This window comes from Sabulicella glaciei, from assembly GCF_026183895.1.
GTDB classification, from domain to species: domain Bacteria; phylum Pseudomonadota; class Alphaproteobacteria; order Acetobacterales; family Acetobacteraceae; genus Roseococcus; species Roseococcus glaciei.
On the sequence record NZ_JAPFQI010000002.1, the window covers coordinates 129,974 to 147,573 of the forward strand.

Genomic DNA, 17,600 nt, shown 5'->3' on the forward strand with positions numbered 1-17,600 from the left:
GCTCAGCCCCGCCCGCGATACCCCGGCACGCCCTGGTCGGGGATCCACACCCCCTCGGGCGGCGTGCCGGTCTGGAAGAACACGTCGATCGGGATGCCGCCGCGCGGATACCAGTAGCCGCCGATCCGCAGCCAGACCGGGTCGAGCAGCGCGACGAGGCGCTTCGCGATCATGAGCGTGCAATGCTCGTGAAAGGCGCCGTGGTTGCGGAAGGAGGCGAGGAAGAGCTTCAGGCTCTTGCTTTCCACGATCCAGTCGCGCGGCACGTAGTCCAGCACGAGGTGCGCGAAATCCGGCTGCCCGGTGAGGGGGCAGAGCGAGGTGAACTCGGGAGCGGCGAAGCGCACGCAGTAATGCAGGCCCGGCTCGGGATTGGGCACGCGCTCCAGCACCGCCTCCACCGGCGAGGCGGGCATGGGCGTGGCGCGGCCAAGCTGGGTGAGGCGGGAGGTGTCAGTCATCGTGGGCGCAGTTCCAATCGGCCTCGATCGCCTCGGCCTCGACGTCGAGGCGACCGGCGAGGATGGCTTCGCGCAGGCGGCGCATGAGGTCCTGGTAATACTGGATGTTGTGCCAGGTCAGCAGGATCGGCCCCAGCATCTCATCGCATTTCAGCAAGTGATGGATGTAGGCGCGGGAGTGGCGCCGGCAAGCCGGGCAGGCGCAGGCGGGGTCGAGCGGGCGCCCGTCATCGGCGTGGCGCGCGTTGCGGAGGTTCAGCGCCCCGCGCGAGGTATAGGCCCGCCCCATGCGGCCCGAGCGCGTCGGGATCACGCAGTCGAACATGTCCACCCCGCGCCGCACCGCGCCCAGCAGATCGGCGGGCATGCCCACCCCCATCAGGTAGCGCGCCTGCTCCTCGGGCAGCATGGGCACGGTGAAATCGAGGGTGGAGAACATCGCCTCCTGCCCCTCGCCGACGGCAAGGCCGCCGATCGCATAGCCCTCGAAGCCGATGCCGCGCAGCGCCGCCGCGCTTTCCGCGCGAAGATCCTCGAAGGTCGAGCCCTGGACGATGCCGAAGATCCCGTGCCCTTCGCGCGGGGCGAAGGCTTCGCGGCAGCGCGCCGCCCAGCGCATGGAAAGCCGCATGGACTTCGCCGCTTCCTCCTGCGTGGCGGGGAAGGGGGTGCACTCGTCGAAGCACATGGTCACGTCCGCGCCCAGCAGGCGCTGGATCTCCACGCTGCGCTCCGGCGTCAGCCGGTGCTTGGAGCCGTCCACGTGGGAGCGGAAAGTGACGCCGTCCTCGTCCATCTTCCGCAGCGCCGCGAGGCTCATCACCTGGAACCCGCCGGAATCGGTCAGGATCGGCCCGTGCCAGTCCATCAGGGCGTGCAGCCCGCCGAGGCGCGCCACGCGCTCGGCGCCCGGGCGCAGCATCAGGTGATAGGTGTTGCCCAGCACCATGCGCGCGCCGGTGGCGCGCACCCCGTCCGCCGTCATGCCCTTCACCGTGCCGGCGGTGCCGACCGGCATGAAGACCGGCGTCGGCACCTCGCCATGGGCAGTGTGCAGGATGCCGGCGCGGGCGCGCCCGTCCGAGCCGGTCCCTTCCCAGCGCAGCGTCATGCCGTCTCCTCCGCCCGGAACAGCAGGGACGCGTCGCCATAGGAGAAGAAGCGGTAGCCCTCGCCTATGGCATGGGCATAGGCGGCGCGCATGCGCTCGGTCCCGGCAAAGGCGCTGACCAGCATCAGCAGCGTGGATTTCGGCAGGTGGAAGTTGGTCATCAGCAGATCCGTGGCGCGGAAGCGGAAGCCCGGCCGGATGAAGATGTCGGTCAGCCCCCGGAAGGGCGGGATGGGCGCGCGGCGGTCCTCGACGCCCTGCGCCGCCGTTTCCAGCAGGCGCAGCGCGGTGGTGCCGCAGCACAGGATGCGCCCGCCCTCGCGCCGCGCGGCGTTGATCGTTTCCGCGGCTTCGGTCGGAAGCTCGCACCATTCGGCGTGGAGGCGGTGCCGGTCCAGGTTCTCCTCGCGCACCGGCAGGAAGGTGCCGGCGCCGACATGCAGCGTGACGGTGGCGCGGCGCACGCCCCTGGCCGCCACGGCAGCCAGCAGGCGCGGGGTGAAATGCAGGCTGGCGGTGGGGGCGGCCACCGCGCCGGGGCGGGCGGCGAAGAGGGTCTGGTAATCCTCCCGGTCCTCGCCGCGCGGGGCGTCGCGGCGGATATAGGGGGGCAGGGGCATCTCGCCGGCCTCGGCCAGGGCCTGTTCCAGCGCGGCCGGGTCGGCGCCGAAATCGAGCCGCGCCGCGCCGCCCTCGAACTTCTCCACCACGCGCGCCGTCGCCGCGGAGCCCTCGATGGCGAGGGTGTCGCCCTCGCGCAGGCGGCGGGCGTTGCGGATCAGCGCGTGCCAAGTGCCGTCGCCCTCGGCGCGGTTCAGCATCACCTCGATCCGCGCCTCGCCGCGCCGGGCGCGCAGCCGGGCGGGGATGACGCGGGTGTCGTTCACCACCATGACATCGCCGGGCCGCAGGTAGTCCGGCAGGTCGAGCACGCCGCGATCCTCCCGGGCCTCCGGGCGCACCACCAGCATCCGCGCCGCGTCGCGCGGTCGTACGGGTTGCTGGGCGATCAGGGCCTCGGGCAGGTCGTAGTCGAAATCCCGCAGGGTCAGGGGCATGGCGCGGGGCCGTAGCGCGCGCCGGGCCGCCGTGCAACGCTGCCCGCCATGACCCGCTCCGCCACGCTGCTGATGACATGCGCCGTGCTTTGCGCCGCCCTGGCCATGGGGCTGCGGCAAAGCTTCGGGCTCTTCCTCGCGCCGATGACGACGGAACTGGGCTGGTCCGCCTCCGGCTTCGCCCTCGCCATCGCCTTGCAGGTGCTGCTGAACGGGGTGTCGCAGCCCTTGTGCGGGCAGGTGGCAGACCGGATCGGCGGCCGCAAGGTGATCATGGGCGGCGCCGCGCTCTACGCCCTGGGCATCCTCGGCATGGCGCTCTCGGAAGGGCTGGGGCTCTTCACCTTCTTTGCCGGGCTGGTGATGGGGGTCGCGGTTTCCGCGGCCGGGATGCCGGTCATCATTGCCTCGCTGACCCGCCTCCTGCCCGAGGAGCAGCGGGGCAGGGCGGTCGGGCTGGGCACGGCCGGCTCCTCCTTTGGGCAGTTCCTCGTGGTGCCCATGGCTGGGCTGGGCATCAGCCAGGCAGGGTGGCAAGGGGCGCTGTTCCTCATGGCCGGGGCGGCGCTGCTGATGATCCCCCTCGCGCTGCCGCTGAACGACCAGCCGGCCCCGGCCACGACGGCGCAGCCCGAGCAATCGGCGAAGGAGGCGCTGTCCTTCGCGCTGCGGACGCCTTCCTTCTGGTTCCTGTTCTTCGGCTTCTATGTCTGTGGCCTCCATGTCTCCTTCCTGTCGGTGCACCTGCCGGGCTTCGTCGCCTCCTGCCACCTGCCGGTGGCGGTGGGGGCAGGGGCCATCGCGCTGATCGGGCTGTTCAACGTGGTCGGCTCGCTCACGGCGGGCGAGCTCTCGTCGCGCTGGAAGCGGCGCGAGCTGCTGGTGCTGATCTATGCCGGGCGCGGCGTGCTGATGGCCGGGTTCCTCATGGTGGAGAAAACGGCGGCCACGGTGCTGGGCTTCTCGGCGCTGATGGGGCTGCTGTGGCTGTCCACCGTGCCGCCCACGGTGGCGCTCTGCGCCCGCAACTTCGGCACGCGCTGGCTGGCGACCATCTTCGGCATCGTCTTCCTGGGCCATCAGTTGGGCGGCTTCACCGGGGCCTGGCTGGGCGGGGTGATCTTCGACCGGACGGGTTCCTATGACCTGATGTGGTCGATCTCCATCGCCGCCGCCGCCTTCGCCGCGCTGGTCCACATCCCGATCCGGGACGGCATGACGCCGGCCCCCGCCGCCGCTACAAGCGCGGCCACCCGATAGGAACCCGCCCATGCTCCGCCGCACCCTGCTGCCCGCCCTGTCCGGGCTGCTCGCCACGCCCGCCTTGCGCTCCGCCGCGGCGCAGGACCGGCCCCTGCCGCCACATGGCTTCCTGTTCGGCTCCTGGACGGGCGGCATCTTTCCGGCGATCGACACTCAGGGCAGCGCCTGCTTCGGCGCGGTGACGCTGATCGTCGCCCCCGACGTGGTGATGCGTGCCTCCTCGCTCGACGTCGCCTTCCGGCAGCGCCTGGTGGAGACGGTGGCCCTGAACCCCAACGGGGTGGAGATCCGCCTGGCCCCCATCCCCGGCCGCGCCCCGTCCGAGGCCGGCTTCGGCTGCGACGGCAACCCCGACCTCCTGCGCGTGGTCCGGCGCGGCGAGGACGAGGTGGTGCTGCAGGGCTGCAGCGACTTCCCCTTCCCGCTACGCCGCTGCAAGGGCTGAGCCGTGACGCGCCGCATCGCCCTGATCCACGCGCTGCGGCACTCCCCGCCGCCGGTGGAGGCCGCCTTCGCCAAGCTCTGGCCCGGCCAGCGCCTCATGAACCTCCTGGATGACAGCCTGTCCGCCGACCTTGCCCGCGACGGGGAGCTGACGCCCGCGATGACCGAGCGCTTCCTGCGCCTGTCGCGCTACGCCGCCGATACGGGGGCGGAGGCGATCCTGTTCACCTGCTCCGCCTTCGGCCCGCCCATTGAGGCGGTGCAGAAGGCGCAGGCGCCCATGCCGGTGCTGAAGCCCAACGAGGCGATGATCGAGGAGGTCGTTTCCTCCGGCGCGCGGCGCGTCGGGCTGCTCGCCTCCTTTCCCGGAACGCTCACCTCCATGCCGCCCGAGTTCCCCGAAGGCATCGAGGTGGTGCCGATGCTGGCAGAGGGCGCGCTGGCCGCGCTCGATGCCGGGGATGTCGCCGCGCATGACCGGCTGGTGGCGGAGGCGGGGGCGCGGCTGGCCGATTGCGATGCCATCGCGCTCGGCCAGTTCAGCCTCGCCCATGTCGCGCCGCGCGTGGCGGAGGCGACGGGCAAGCCGGTCTTCACCACCCCGGACAGCGCCGTCCGCAAGCTGCGCGGCCTGCTGGCGGCTTGACGGGCGGCGGGGCAGGGGCATCTCCCTTCCCGCATCCGATCCTGGGAGAGATTGCCATGACCGAACTCGCGGTGGGTGACGTCGCGCCCCCCTTCGACCTGCCCGCCAGTGGCGGGCGCAGCGTCAGCAGCGCCGGCCTCAAGGGCCGGCCCTTTCTGCTGTATTTCTACCCCAAGGCCGACACCTCCGGCTGCACCGTCCAGGCGCTGGGGATGGAGGAGGCGCTTCCCGAACTCGGGACGCTGGGCCTTGAGGTGATCGGCATCAGCCCGGACCCGATGAACGCCATCGAGAAATTCGCCCGCAAGCACAGCCTGACCTTTCCCCTGGCCTCGGATGCCGAGAAGCAGGCGGCGGCCGCCTACGGCACCTGGGTCGAGAAGAGCATGTATGGCCGCAAGTACATGGGCATGGAGCGCTCCTCCTTCCTGGTGGACCGCGAGGGGCGCATCGCCGCCATCTGGCGCAAGGTGAAGCCCGCCGAGCACGCCCGGCAGGTGATGGAGGCCGCATCGCGCCTGTGAGGGGTCCGAGGGCTGGCCACCCCGCCCGCCGGGCGGTAGGGAGCCCGCCCCGGGGCTCCTCCCGGAAAGGGCGCGGGACCACCGGATGACGATCGGCATCGAGATGGGGCGGACGCAGGCGGGCGCCCCCGTGACGCTCGACCTCGAGGAATTGCTGTCCACCCGCCTGCTGGTCCAGGGGAATTCCGGCTCCGGCAAGTCGCACCTGCTGCGCCGCCTCATGGAGCAGAGCGCGCCCTGGGTGCAGCAGGTGGTGGTGGACCCGGAGGGCGACTTCGTCACCCTGGCCGACCGGCACGGGCATCTGGTGATCGACGCCGCCGCCCATTCCGAGGCGATGCTGGTCCGCGCCGCCGACCGGGTGCGGCGCCACCGCGTCTCCGTGGTGCTGAACCTGGAGGGGGTAGAGGTGGAGGCCCAGCTGCGCTGCGCCGCCGCCTTCCTGAACGGGCTGTTCGACGCCGACCGCGATGCCTGGACCCCGGTGATGGTGGTGGTGGACGAGGCGCAGCTCTTCGCCCCCGCCATGGGTGGCGATGCCTCGGACGAGGCGCGCCGCGCCTCGCTCGGCGCCATGACCAACCTGATGTGCCGCGGGCGCAAGCGCGGCCTCGCGGGGGTCATCGCCACGCAGCGCCTCGCCAAGCTGGCGAAGAACGTCGCCGCCGAGGCGTCGAACTTCATGATGGGACGCACCTTCCTCGACATCGACATGGCCCGCGCCGCCGACCTGCTGGGCATGGAGCGGCGGCAGGCGGAATCCTTCCGCGACCTGGGGCGCGGGCATTTCGTGGCCCTGGGTCCCGCCCTGTCGCGGCGGCCCATCGCGCTGCATGTCGGAACGGTGGAGACGGCGACGCGCAGCGCCGGCCCCGCCCTGGTGCCACCCCCCAGCCTCCCTTCCGCCGAGGAAGCACGCGAGCTGATCCTGGCGGCGCCCGAGGAACCCGCTGCGCCCCCGCCGCGCCGCGCGCCGCGCCCACCGCCCAGCGACATCCTGGCCGAGCTGTCGCGCTTCTCCCCCGCCGCGCCCGTCCCGCCGCGCGCACGCACGGCGGAGGAGGAGGCCGGGCGCCGGCGCATTTGCGAGGAGTCGCTGCGCCAGGTGCTGGACGGGGAGGGCGAGGCCTTCCGCCCGGCAAGCCTGCTCTACCAGGATTTCCTGGTCCGGCTGCGCATCCGCGAGGTGGAGGACCCGCCCGGCCTTCCGGAGTTCCGCCGGATGCTGGCCGATGCCCGCGCCGGCATCGCGCCGGAAGTGGCGGAGGGCGAGGAATGGCAGGCCGCGGTGAGCCGCGCCGAGGCCCTGCCCGAGGATGCGCGCGGCGTGTTCCTGCTGCTGGCCCGCGCCGCGCTGGACGGGCTGCCCTGCCCCGACGACGCCTCGATCGCCCGTGCCTACGGCACGCACTCCGTCGGCCGCGCCCGCCGCCTCCTGGCGTGGCTGGAGGAGCGCAACGCATTGGTGCTGCGCGAGGTGCGCGGGCAGGGGCGGGTGGCCGCGGTGGTGGGCCTCGGCTGGGAAACGGCGCCCGGCCCAGCCGCCTAGAAGGACCCAGGCGCGCCCTGCAGCCTCCATCCGGCCGCAAGGCGGCCGGCGCCGCCAGGCCAACCTTTCATCCGGCGCGACCCTGACGCGGCGAAAGCCCAGCGGCCGGAGGCCGCGCCCGGCGCCTGGGGGCAGAAAAGACTCAGGTCTTCACGCCGGAACCGGCGTGAAGACCTGTTTGAGGCAGCGCAGGCCGAAGGCGGTGCGGGTGTGGCGGACGCCGGGCAGGCGGTAGATCTTCTCGCGCAGCAGCTTCTCGTAGCCCGCCGTCCCGCCCACGGCGGCCTTGAGGATGTAGTCGTATTCGCCGGTCGCCAGCCACGCCTCGATGATTTCCGGCATGGCGGCGATCGCCTCCTCGAAGCGCGCCAGCTGCGTCTCGTCGTGCTTCTCCGTCATGATCTCGATCCAGACCGTGTCCGGCATGCCCAGCGCCGCCTGGTCCAGCTCCGCGCGATAGCCGCGGATGACACCCGCCTGCTCCAGACGCCGCACGCGCTGCCAGCAGGGCGAGGCGGAAAGCCCCACGCGCTCGGCCAGTTCGGCATTGGTGAGCCGGGCCTCCCGGTGGAGCGCACGGAGGATGCGGCGGTCGATCGCGTCCACGGCGGAAGATCCTTTTGTCTTTTCGGCACTGCACAACAGAATACGGCATGAACCCCGGCGGGGTCCGGTGCATTCTCCCATCGTAAGCCGGAACGGGATACCAACCCATGGGCAGCATCCAGCGCACGGAGGCCTCGCTCGAGGAACGGTGGGACGCGGCCGGACGGGAAACCCTGCTGACCGGCACCCAGGCGCTGGTGCGCGTGCCGCTGATCCGGCGGCAGCTGGACGCCGCGCAGGGCCATGACACGGCAGGATTCATCAGCGGCTATCGCGGCTCGCCCCTCGGCGTCTACGACAAGGAGTTGTGGAAGCAGCGCGACCGGCTGCGCGAGGCGCGCATCCATTTCGAGCCGGGGCTGAACGAGGACCTCGCCGCCACGGCCTGCTGGGGCACTCAGCAGGTCGGGCTGCTGCCCGGCGCGAAGCAGGACGGGGTCTTCGCCATCTGGTACGGCAAGGGGCCGGGGGTGGACCGGTCCGGGGATGTCTTGCGCCACGCCAACGGCGCCGGCACCGCGCCGCTCGGCGGCGTGCTGGCCCTGGCGGGGGACGACCCGGCCAGCAAGTCCTCCACCGTCACCAGCGGCTCCGAGCATGCCTTTGCCGACCTCGAGATGCCGATGCTGGACCCCGCCGACGTGGCGGAGGTGCTGGAATACGGCGTGAAGGCCATCGCCCTGTCGCGCTTCGCCGGCACCTGGGTCGGCATGAAGTGCATCGCCGAGACGATGGACGCCACCATGTCCCTCGTCGTGGACCCGGCCGCCTTTGCCACCACCGTTCCGGGCGAGCCGGGCGACGTCCATATCCGGCTGAAGGACGCAGCGCTCGCCATCGAGCAGCGCCTGCGCCACGTGAAGCTGCCCGCCGCACAGGCCTTCGCGCGGCTGAACGGCTTCGACCGGCTGGTGCAGGATTCGCCGACGGCGCGCTTCGGCATCGCCGTGCGCGGCAAGGCGTGGTCCACGTTGCGCCAGGCCCTGTCCGACGCCGGCATCACGCCGGAACTCGCCCGGATGGGGGGCCTGCGGATCTGGAAGGTGGGTCTCGCCTGGCCGCTGGATCGGGAAGGCGCCATCGCCTTCGCGCGCGGGCTGGAGGAGGTGCTGGTGGTCGAGGACCGCCGCGCCTTCCTGGAATCCCAGCTGCGCGAGGCGCTCTACGACCTCCCCGTCCGCCCGCGCCTCACCGGCAAGGACGTGCTGAGCGACCTCGCGGAGCTGGACGTGGCATCCGTGCTGCGCGCCCTCGCGGCACGGCTGCCCGAGGCGCTGCGGACCGAGCGCCTCGCCGCCCGCATCGCGGAACTGGACGCGCTGGCGGCATCGGACCGTGAGCCGGTGGCGCTGCGGACGCCCTTCTTCTGCCCCGGCTGCCCGCACAACACCTCGACCCGCGTGCCCGAAGGCTCGATGGCCCTGGCCGGGATTGGCTGCCACTACCTGGCCAAGGACATGGACCGGAACAGCGACCTCTTCACCCACATGGGCGGCGAGGGCGCACCCTGGATCGGCCAGCAGCACTTCACCGAAACGAAGCACGTCTTCGCCAACATGGGCGACGGCACCTATTCCCATTCGGGCTCCCTCGCCATCCGCGCCGCCGTCGCCGCCAAGGCGAACATGACCTTCAAGGTGCTGGTGAACTCCGCCGTCGCCATGACGGGCGGTCAGGCGCCGGATGCGGAGGTGACGGTGCCGCGCATCGCCGCCCAGGCGGCGGCCGAGGGGGTGGAGCGCATCGCCATCGTGGGCGACGACCCCGACCGCCACCGGGACGACGCCACCATCCCGCGCTTCGCCTCCTTCCACGACCGCGCCGAGCTGGACGCCGTGCAGCGCGAGCTGCGCGAGGCGCCGGGCGTTTCCGTCCTGATCTATGACCAGCAATGCGCGACGGAGCGGCGGCGCCAGCGCAAGCGCGGCCTCGCCGCGCCCGCCGCGCGCCGCGCCGCGATCAATCCGCGCGTCTGCGAGGATTGCGGCGACTGTTCCCGCGTTTCCAACTGCATCGCGGTGGAGCCGGTGGAAACGCCCTGGGGCCGCAAGCGCCGCATCGACCAGAGCGCCTGCAACCAGGACCTGTCCTGCGTGCAGGGATTCTGCCCCTCCTTCGTGACGCTCGAAGGCGCGCAGCCGCGCAAGCCCGCCGTGCGGGAGCCCGCCGCCCCGCCACCCCTGCCGGAACTGCCCGAGGCGGAGGCCGGTCAAAGCTGGAACCTCCTTCTTGCCGGGGTGGGTGGGCAGGGCGTGACGGCGCTGGCGCAGATCCTTGCCATGGCGGCGCATCTGGAAGGCCGCCCGGTGCGGACCCTCGACATGCTCGGCCTCGCCCAGAAGGGGGGCGGAGTTTACGTGCAGATGCGGATCGGCCGCGCGGGCGAGCAGGTGCTGTCGCCCCGGATCGGCCCAGGCGAGGCGGATGCGGTCATCGCCGCCGACCTGATCGGCGCGCAGGGCAGGGTGGCGCGGCCCATGCTGGGGCGCGGCCGGTCGCGGATCGTGGTCAGCGCCGATGTTTCGCCCACCGGTGCCTTCGTGCTGAACCCCGAGACGCGGCAGGACCCGGCCGCCATGCTGGACAGCCTGCGCGCGGCCTCGCGCGAGGTGGTGGCGCTGCCGGCGGCGCAGGAGGTGGAGGAAAGCTTCGGCGACCTGATCTTCCTCAACGTCTTCCTGCTGGGCGCCGCCTTCCAGCGCGGCATGGTCCCGCTGTCGCGCGACGCGCTGCGCCGGGCCATCGAGATGAACGGCGCGGCTGTGGAGCGCAACCTTGCCGCCTTCGAGGCCGGGCGCCTCGCCGAGCCCGCGGGCGACGCCGCGCCGGAAACGCTGGAGGATCTGATCGCCCGCCGCGAGGCCGATCTGGTTTCCTACCAGTCGCGCCGCTACGCCGCCCGCTACGCCGCGCTGATGCGCCGCGTCGTGGAGGTGGAGCGTTCCGTGGCGCCGGACAGCGATGCGCTGACCCGCGAGGTGGCACGGCAGCTCTACCGGGTCATGGCGATCAAGGACGAGTATGAGGTGGCGCGGCTCCATGCCGACACCTCCTGGATCACCGAGCGCTTCGAGGGCACGCCGCGCCTGCATTTCCACCTCGCGCCGCCGGCGCTGGGCGAGGGCAAGCGCGAGTTCGGCCCGTGGATGCTCGGCGCCATGCGCCTCCTGCGTCACGGCAAGGCGCTGCGCGGCACAGCGCTGGACCCCTTCGGCCATTCGGAGGAGCGGCGCGAGGAGCGCGCCCTGCGCGAGGAGTTCATCGCCGGGCTGGAGGCGCATCTCGCGCGGCTTTCCCCGGGCAACCATGCGGCGCTGGTGGAGTGGGTGCGCGAATGGGGCGGCATCAAGGGCTTCGGCCCGGTGAAGCGGCGCTTCATCGAGGCGGCGCGCCCGCGCATCGCCGAAGCGGAACGGAGGTTCCTCGCGGCGTGAGGATGGGGCAGGCTATGGCGCGTCTGGCTTCCTCGGGAGAAAACGCCTTGTCGCGACGTCTCGTGTCCCTCGCTGCCCTGCCGCTGCTCCTGGCAGCCACGCCCGTCCTCGCCCAGTCGGAGGCCACGGCGCTGCGCGGGCTTTCGGAAGTACGCTTGGCGCTCGGGGTGCAGTCGCCAGACGCGGCGCGGGCCCATTGCCAGTTGCCCCAGGGGCTGGAGGCTGACCTTTACGAGACGCTGCGCGCCACGGCGGAGGGGCTTGGGCTGCGTGTGCCGACGGGAACGCGCGATGCCCAGCTCGGCCCCGGCCACCTGATGGTGGCGGGCACGCCGTCCACCAACCAGCAGCCGCTGCTGTTTGCGAATTTCGGCGTGGTGGCGCGGCCCGACCAGCCCGGCTCGCCCTGCGGCGCCTCGCTGATCATGCAGGTCCGCGCGCGGGTGACGGGGCAGGTGACCGCCACGGGGGGCAGGCTCGACACGCCCGTGACACTTTGGCACGACGACGCGGCGGGCATGGCACCGCCTGGTGAGGCGCTTCCAGTCATGCGCGCCCAGCTTCGCGCCATGATGGAGCGCTTTGCGGGCGTGCTCCGCACGAACGCCCAGGCCTCGGCGCCGCAGGGCACCACCACGAAGCGCAAGTCGCCCCAGTGATGGGGGAGGCCATGTTCGAGCTGCCGGAGGCGACGCGCGAGCTGCAATCCGTCGCGCAGGACTTCGCCCGCGAGCGCCTGGCTCCCCACGCCCTGGAATGGGACCGGGAGCGGCACTTCCCCGTGGAGGTGCTGCGCGAGGCGGCGGGGCTCGGCATGGCGGGGCTCTACGTGCGGGAGGAAAGCGGCGGCGCCGGGCTGACGCGCCTCGACGCCGCCGTCGTGTTCGAGGCATTGGCCACAGGCTGCCCGACGATCTCGGCCTTCCTGTCCATCCACAACATGGTCGCCTGGATGATCGACCGCTGGGGCAACGAGGCGCAGCGCGAAGCCCAGCTTCCTTCCCTGCTTTCCATGGAGCGCATCGCCTCCTACTGCCTCACCGAGCCGGGAGCGGGCAGCGACGCCGCCGCGCTGTCCACCCGCGGCCGGCGCGACAACGAGGGCTGGGTGCTGGACGGCGCCAAGCAGTTCATCTCCGGCGCCGGGAGCAGCGACCTCTACCTCACCATGGTCCGCACGGGCGGGCCGGGGGCAGATGGCGTCTCGGCGCTGCTGGTGGAAAAGGACACGCCCGGCCTTTCCTTCGGCGCCAATGAACGCAAGATGGGCTGGAACGCCCAGCCCACGCGGCAGGTGATCCTCGAGGGCGCGCGCGTGCCCGCCGACGCGTTGCTGGGCGAGGAAGGGCAGGGCTTCCGCTACGCGATGGCCGGGCTGGATGGGGGGCGGCTGAACATCGCCGCCTGTTCCCTGGGCGGCGCGCAGGCGGCGCTCGACATCGCCCTGGCCTATGTGAAGGAGCGCCGCGCCTTCGGCCGCCCGGTCGCCGACTTCCAGGCGACGCAGTTCCGCCTCGCCGACATGGCGACGGAGCTGGAGGCGGCGCGCGCCATGCTGTGGCGCGCCTGTGCCAAGCTGGATGCGCGGTCACCCGACGCCACGCGCTTCTGCGCCATGGCCAAGCGCTTCGTCACCGACACCGGCCACCGCGTGGCGGACGAGGCGCTGCAGCTGCTGGGCGGCTATGGCTACCTGGCCGACTACGGCATCGAGAAGATCGTCCGCGACCTCCGCGTGCATCGCATCCTGGAAGGCACCAACGAGATCATGCGCGTCATCGTCGCGCGGCAGATGCTGAAGGCCTGAGCTTGACGGTTTGTTAAGCTTTGGCGGGAAGGGCAGGATGGATCCATGCGTGGCCTTGCCCTTCTTCTCGTTCTTTCCGCCGCCGGGCCGGCCCTGGCGCAGCAGCGCGTGGTGGTTCCCGCCGACTCGGCGCTGGCGGTGCCGGCGCGCGGCGCCGAAGCCGCACCTGTGGTCGCCGCGACCCGCCCGCGCCTGACCCGAAGCGGCCGGCAGGGCGGACCTGCCACTTCGCGCGCCGGAGGTGGCGACGCGACGCTGCAAAGCCTCGCCGTCGCGGCGCTGGTGGGGCTTCCGCTGGCCGCAGCGGCTGGAGCGCTGATCGCGGGCGCGGCCTCCGGCACCTCGGTGCCGGGGACAGGCAGCGGCACCACCGCCCCCGCCTGCACGCGCTAGGCGTCCTGCTCATCCATCAAGCCGATGACGTCGTGCTGCCGCTCCGGCACCTGCTGGAAGAAGGGCAGGGCGCGGTCCACCGGCGTTGCTGCCGCATCGGCCAGGAACCAGCGGCAGGGGCGGATCGCCTCCGCCGCCGCGAAGAGCGCCTCGGCGGAACCGCCGCCGCGCCGAAGCACCTCCGGGTGGATCTCCATGAACAGCACGGCCCGGCGGGGCCGTCGCAATGTCCGCTCCGCCCCGCGCAGCGTCGCCGCCTCCTCGCCCTCCACATCCAGCTTGAGCAGGAGGTCGGGCGCGACGGGCGAGAAGATCGCATCCACCCGCTCCACCGTGACGCGCAGCCCGGCCCCCTCCGTCCGCAGATGCGCCGCGTGATCGGAGCGTCGCCCCGCCTCGGCCGCCAGCACCGCCTCGCCCGGCTTGTCGGAGACGGCGAGGTTCAGGGCGCGCGTGGGCAGGGGCAGCGCCTCCAGGTTCCGCCGCAGGAAGCCGAAGGAGGCTGGGTTGGGTTCCACCGCCGTGATCGAGCGCAGCTCCGGGCAGGCGGCATGGATCAGCCGGCTCACCATGCCAACATCGGCACCCAGGTCGAGAAGATCGAAGGAGCCGAGCCGCGCCTGGGCGAAGCGGCCCAGCGCGTCCACATCCGGGTCGTAAAGGCGGGCATCGCGCAGCCGCCAGAAATTCCATTCCTCGGCCGGGGCGTGCAGCGCGATCCCGCCCAGCTCGAAGCGCAGTTCCGACCGGAGCAGCCCGGCGTCGCGCAGGATCCGGAACAGCCGGTGCTTCCCTGGATAATTGTGACGGGACAGGATCTGGAGAAGGGAAGGCGGCAGGCGGGGACTCATCGCGGACTCCGATTCACGCGAGTTTAAGCTCAGCTTGCCGAGGATGGATGCCATGGCGTCCACCCTGATCGAATTCCCTGCTCCCGGCACCCCTCGACTGGCGCAATGGCGGCGACCGGTCGCAGGGCGCCGCACCCAGGCCGCCCCGCGCGGCCTGCCGCCGGAGGTGCTGATGTTCCTGGCCTTCGACGCGGCTCCTCGCGGAACTCCTGCGGCTGCTGGCGCGCGACGCCCGTGCCTTGCTCCGTTCCCGCCCTGACCTGCCGCCGACTCTGCGCAAGGCGCTGGCCAATCGGCCCGCAACGGCCAACCCTCCCATTTCCTGGAACGGATAGTTCCGTCACGGAAGCTTCACGAAAGCGAAACACGGGCGACCCCACCAGCCGTTAGGCAGCCAGCCGTCGAGTACTGGAGACCTAACGTGAACCGTCGTGCCCTTCTTGGCGCCGCTGCTGCGCTTCCCTTCCTTCCCCGTCCTGCCTTCGCGCAACAGGCGACCATCACCGGCGCCGGTGCCAGCTTCCCGCGTCCGCTCTACGACCGGTGGGGCTCGGCCGCGCGCGAAGGCGTCGGCGTCGCGCTGAACTACCAGAGCATCGGCTCGGGCGGCGGCATCAACCAGATCACCGCCCGCACCGTGGATTTCGGCGCCTCCGACGCCCCGCTCGCCGCCGACCAGCTTCGCGAGCGCAATCTGATGCAGTTCCCGACGGTCATGGGCTCGGTGGTGCTCTCGGTGAACCTGCCCGGCGTCGCCGACAACGCGCTGCGCCTGACGCCCGAAACCATCGTGGAAATCTTCCTCGGCCGCATCACGCGCTGGAACGACCCCAAGCTGGTCGAGCTGAACCGCGACATCCGCCTGCCCAACCTGCCCGTCTCGGTCGGCTACCGCGCCGATGGCTCGGGCACGACCTGGGTCTGGACCACCTACCTGTCCCGCATCTCCGAGGAGTGGCGCAACGGTCCGGGCGCCGGAACCTCCGTGCGCTGGCCGGTGGGCAACGGCGCCCGCGGCAATGAGGGCGTGTCCAACATCATCCGCAACACCCCGGGCGCCATCGGCTATGTCGAGAACGCCTATGCCGTGGTGAACCGCATGGTGACGACGCAGATCCGCAACAAGGCCGGCAACTTCATCCGCCCCGAGCCGGCGGCCTTCAACGCCACCGCCGCCGCGGCCGACTGGTCGGTGCCCAACTTCGCCGCCGACACGATCGACCTGTCCGGTGCCGATGTATGGCCGGTCACCTCGCCCACCTACATCCTGCTGCCGACCAACCCGGTCGCGGAGCGCGTCGATGGCAGCCGCAACACGATGCGCTTCTTCGACTGGGCCTTCCGCAACGGCAGCCAGGCCGCGCGCCAGCTGGAGTACATCCCGCTGCCGGAAGGCGCGCACAACGCGATCCGCGCCGCCTGGGCGCAGAACGTGAAGGACCCGTCCGGCGCCGCGATCTGGACGCAGGCGGCGGGCTGAGCCATCTCCCCCGGGAGGGCGCCGCCCGGTGCCCTCCCCCCTTACTTCCCTGGCGAGGCACCGTGTCCACCAGCCTTTCATCCGCACCTGTCATGGGCGAACGCCGCCGAATCGGAGAGACCGGCGACCTCGTCTTCGCCGGGCTGTGCCGGGGGGCGGGGGGCTTCGTCCTCCTCCTGCTCGGCGCCATCATCGTCACGCTGTTCATCGGCGGGCTGCCGGCCTTCCGCGCCTTCGGCGTCGAGTTCGTCTGGGGGCTCAACTGGGACCCGGTGGAAGGGCGCGAGGAGTTCGGCGCGGGCGTCGCCATCTTCGGTACGCTGGTATCCTCGATCCTCGCGATCATTTTCGCGGTCCCGGTCGCCTTCGGCATCGCCGTCTTCCTGACCGAGCTGGCGCCGCCCTGGCTGCGCCGCCCCGTCGGCACGGCGATCGAGCTCCTGGCCGCCATCCCCTCGATCATCTACGGCATGTGGGGCCTGTTCGTGATCGTGCCCTTCATCCAGTACAACATCCAGCTCGCCTTCGGGGAGCAACTGGCGGCGCTGCCGCTGGTCGGCTTCCTGTTCCAGAGCAACAACTTCGCCGGCACCTCGCTCTTCGCGGCCTCGCTGGTGCTGGGCATCATGATCCTGCCCTTCATCGCCGCGACGATGCGCGACGTGTTCTCGCAGGTGCCGCCGGTCTACAAGGAAAGTGCCTACGGCCTCGGCGCGACGCGGTGGGAGGTGATGCGGGGCGTCGTCATCCCCTACACCCGCATCTCCGTGGCGGGCGGCATCATGCTCGGCCTCGGCCGCGCCCTGGGCGAGACCATGGCCGTCACCTTCGTGATCGGCAACGCGAACCGCATCGCCACCTCGCTCTTCGACCCCACCAACACCATCGCCTCCGTCATCGCGATGGAGTTCCCCGAGAGCCTGAGCGGCAGCCTGCAGCAATCCGCGCTGCTCGCCATCGGCTTCCTTCTATTCGTCATCTCCTTCCTGGTGCTGGCCACGTCGCGCTGGCTCCTGCGCCCCAGGCTGAAGTGAGGCCCCGATGAGCGCGACCACCCAAGCCCCCGCCTTCACGTCGGATCCCGAAACGCGGCGCCGCCTGGGCCGGCGCCGTGCCCTGATCGACGCGGGCGTCCGCTGGTTCTGCCTCGGCGCCACGGTCGTCGGGCTGCTTTTTCTCGCCTCCATCATGGCAACGCTGCTCTGGCGCGGCCTCGCGGCGCTGGACTTCATCGTGCTGACGCAGGAATTCCAGCCGACGCGCTACGGCGACGACACCCTGCCCAAGGGCGGGCTGGTGCACGCCATCGTCGGCTCGATCCTGCAGAGCGGCATCGCCATCCTCATCGGCACGCCGGTCGGGCTGCTGGTCGGCACCTATCTCGCGGAATATGCCCGAGGGTCGGGCTTCGGCCACACGGTGCGCTTCGTGTCCGACATCCTGCTTTCCGCTCCCTCCATCCTGGTCGGGCTGTTCATCTACCAGACGGTGGTGCTGCCCACAGGCGGCTTCTCCGGCATCGCAGGCGCGCTGGCGCTGGCCATCATCGTGATCCCGGTGGTGGTGCGAACGACGGAGGACATGCTCCAGCTTCTTCCGAACACGCTGCGTGAGGCGGTGGTGGCGCTGGGCGCGCCGCGCTGGAAGATGATCACCCTGGTCGCGTGGCGCGCGGCGCTGCCGGGCATTGTGACGGGCGTGCTGCTCGCCTTCGCCCGCATCGTCGGCGAGACGGCGCCGCTGCTGCTCACCTCCTTCGGCAACAACGTGCTCAGCACGGATCTGTCCCGTGCCATGGCGTCGCTGCCCGTCGCCATCTACCAGCAGGCCAATAGCGGCTTCCCCGACCTGATCGAGATCGCCTGGTCGGGCGCATTGATCGTGACCTTTGGCGTTCTGGCCATCAACATCATGGCGCGCGTGGCGCTGCGGCCCCGCAAGTAGGAAGGTTTCCCATGAACGACGTTTCCATG

General features: G+C 71.6%; 18 protein-coding genes. 13 read left to right on the plus strand and 5 right to left on the minus strand.

All coding sequences use genetic code 11. The annotated features are described in order from the left end of the window. Positions 1 to 2 precede the first annotated feature (2 nt). Genes queF through queA form a run of 3 tightly spaced genes read right to left on the minus strand, consistent with a single transcriptional unit; the run spans position 3 to position 2,630 of the window. Positions 3 to 461: a preQ(1) synthase gene (queF, locus tag OF850_RS05870; protein WP_301588990.1), complete on the minus strand. Its 459-nt coding sequence runs from the start codon at positions 459 to 461 to the stop codon at positions 3 to 5. After that, complete coding sequence (tgt, locus tag OF850_RS05875; protein ID WP_301588991.1) at positions 454 to 1,572, minus strand: tRNA guanosine(34) transglycosylase Tgt; 1,119 nt, start codon at positions 1,570 to 1,572, stop codon at positions 454 to 456. The genes queF and tgt overlap by 8 nt, the downstream gene beginning before the upstream one ends. Next, positions 1,569 to 2,630, minus strand: a complete 1,062-nt coding sequence (gene queA / locus OF850_RS05880) for a tRNA preQ1(34) S-adenosylmethionine ribosyltransferase-isomerase QueA (RefSeq protein WP_301588992.1) — start codon at positions 2,628 to 2,630, stop codon at positions 1,569 to 1,571. Before queA ends, tgt begins: the two co-directional genes overlap by 4 nt. Before the next feature lie 48 nt (positions 2,631 to 2,678). Here queA and OF850_RS05885 point away from each other — a divergent pair, with 48 nt between their 5' ends. The 5 genes from OF850_RS05885 (at position 2,679) to OF850_RS05905 (ending at position 7,056) form a co-directional block, all read left to right on the plus strand. Then, entirely contained in the window at positions 2,679 to 3,890 is a 1,212-nt protein-coding gene (locus OF850_RS05885) for an MFS transporter (protein WP_301588993.1), read from the plus strand. 10 nt (positions 3,891 to 3,900) lie between these two features. Then, entirely contained in the window at positions 3,901 to 4,338 is a 438-nt protein-coding gene (locus OF850_RS05890) for a hypothetical protein (RefSeq protein WP_301588994.1), read from the plus strand. Between the two features lie 3 nt (positions 4,339 to 4,341). After that, a complete protein-coding gene (locus OF850_RS05895) occupies positions 4,342 to 4,983 on the plus strand; it encodes an aspartate/glutamate racemase family protein (RefSeq protein ID WP_301588995.1) in 642 nt (213 codons plus the stop codon). Positions 4,984 to 5,039: 56 nt separating this feature from the next. Further along, complete coding sequence (gene bcp / locus OF850_RS05900; RefSeq protein WP_301588996.1) at positions 5,040 to 5,507, plus strand: thioredoxin-dependent thiol peroxidase; 468 nt, start codon at positions 5,040 to 5,042, stop codon at positions 5,505 to 5,507. Positions 5,508 to 5,592: 85 nt separating this feature from the next. Further along, entirely contained in the window at positions 5,593 to 7,056 is a 1,464-nt protein-coding gene (locus OF850_RS05905; RefSeq protein WP_301588997.1) for an ATP-binding protein, read from the plus strand. Between the two features lie 150 nt (positions 7,057 to 7,206). On the opposite strand, the gene OF850_RS05910 is transcribed toward OF850_RS05905, so the two are convergent. Continuing rightward, positions 7,207 to 7,662: an Lrp/AsnC family transcriptional regulator gene (locus OF850_RS05910; RefSeq protein ID WP_301588998.1), complete on the minus strand. Its 456-nt coding sequence runs from the start codon at positions 7,660 to 7,662 to the stop codon at positions 7,207 to 7,209. A gap of 107 nt (positions 7,663 to 7,769) precedes the next feature. Between OF850_RS05910 and OF850_RS05915 the strand changes: the two genes are divergently transcribed. The 4 genes from OF850_RS05915 to OF850_RS05930 are packed head-to-tail and all read left to right on the plus strand — an operon-like array spanning position 7,770 to position 13,296. Continuing rightward, positions 7,770 to 11,096, plus strand: a complete 3,327-nt coding sequence (locus OF850_RS05915) for an indolepyruvate ferredoxin oxidoreductase family protein (protein WP_301588999.1) — start codon at positions 7,770 to 7,772, stop codon at positions 11,094 to 11,096. Positions 11,097 to 11,143: 47 nt separating this feature from the next. Then, positions 11,144 to 11,755, plus strand: a complete 612-nt coding sequence (locus OF850_RS05920) for a hypothetical protein (RefSeq protein ID WP_301589000.1) — start codon at positions 11,144 to 11,146, stop codon at positions 11,753 to 11,755. Positions 11,756 to 11,766: 11 nt separating this feature from the next. Then, positions 11,767 to 12,903, plus strand: coding sequence for an acyl-CoA dehydrogenase family protein (locus OF850_RS05925; protein WP_301589001.1), 1,137 nt, complete (start codon positions 11,767 to 11,769; stop codon positions 12,901 to 12,903). 45 nt (positions 12,904 to 12,948) lie between these two features. After that, positions 12,949 to 13,296 carry a hypothetical protein gene (locus OF850_RS05930; protein ID WP_301589002.1) on the plus strand — a complete coding sequence of 116 codons (348 nt, stop codon included), beginning with the start codon at positions 12,949 to 12,951 and terminating at the stop codon, positions 13,294 to 13,296. Here the strand turns inward: OF850_RS05930 and OF850_RS05935 are convergent. After that, positions 13,293 to 14,147: an FkbM family methyltransferase gene (locus OF850_RS05935; RefSeq protein WP_301589003.1), complete on the minus strand. Its 855-nt coding sequence runs from the start codon at positions 14,145 to 14,147 to the stop codon at positions 13,293 to 13,295. The two genes, OF850_RS05930 and OF850_RS05935, sit on opposite strands and share 4 nt — an antisense overlap. A 52-nt stretch (positions 14,148 to 14,199) precedes the next feature. Between OF850_RS05935 and OF850_RS05940 the strand changes: the two genes are divergently transcribed. The 4 genes from OF850_RS05940 to pstA all read left to right on the plus strand — a co-directional run bounded on the left by OF850_RS05940 (position 14,200) and on the right by pstA (position 17,571). Further along, entirely contained in the window at positions 14,200 to 14,406 is a 207-nt protein-coding gene (locus tag OF850_RS05940) for a hypothetical protein (RefSeq protein WP_301589004.1), read from the plus strand. 162 nt (positions 14,407 to 14,568) lie between these two features. Beyond that, positions 14,569 to 15,627, plus strand: coding sequence for a phosphate ABC transporter substrate-binding protein PstS (gene pstS, locus OF850_RS05945; RefSeq protein ID WP_301589005.1), 1,059 nt, complete (start codon positions 14,569 to 14,571; stop codon positions 15,625 to 15,627). 92 nt (positions 15,628 to 15,719) lie between these two features. After that, positions 15,720 to 16,661, plus strand: coding sequence for a phosphate ABC transporter permease subunit PstC (gene pstC / locus OF850_RS05950; protein ID WP_301589006.1), 942 nt, complete (start codon positions 15,720 to 15,722; stop codon positions 16,659 to 16,661). Between the two features lie 7 nt (positions 16,662 to 16,668). Continuing rightward, on the plus strand, positions 16,669 to 17,571 hold the full coding sequence (gene pstA, locus OF850_RS05955; protein WP_301589007.1) for a phosphate ABC transporter permease PstA: 903 nt from the start codon (positions 16,669 to 16,671) through the stop codon (positions 17,569 to 17,571). Positions 17,572 to 17,600: the final 29 nt, after the last annotated feature.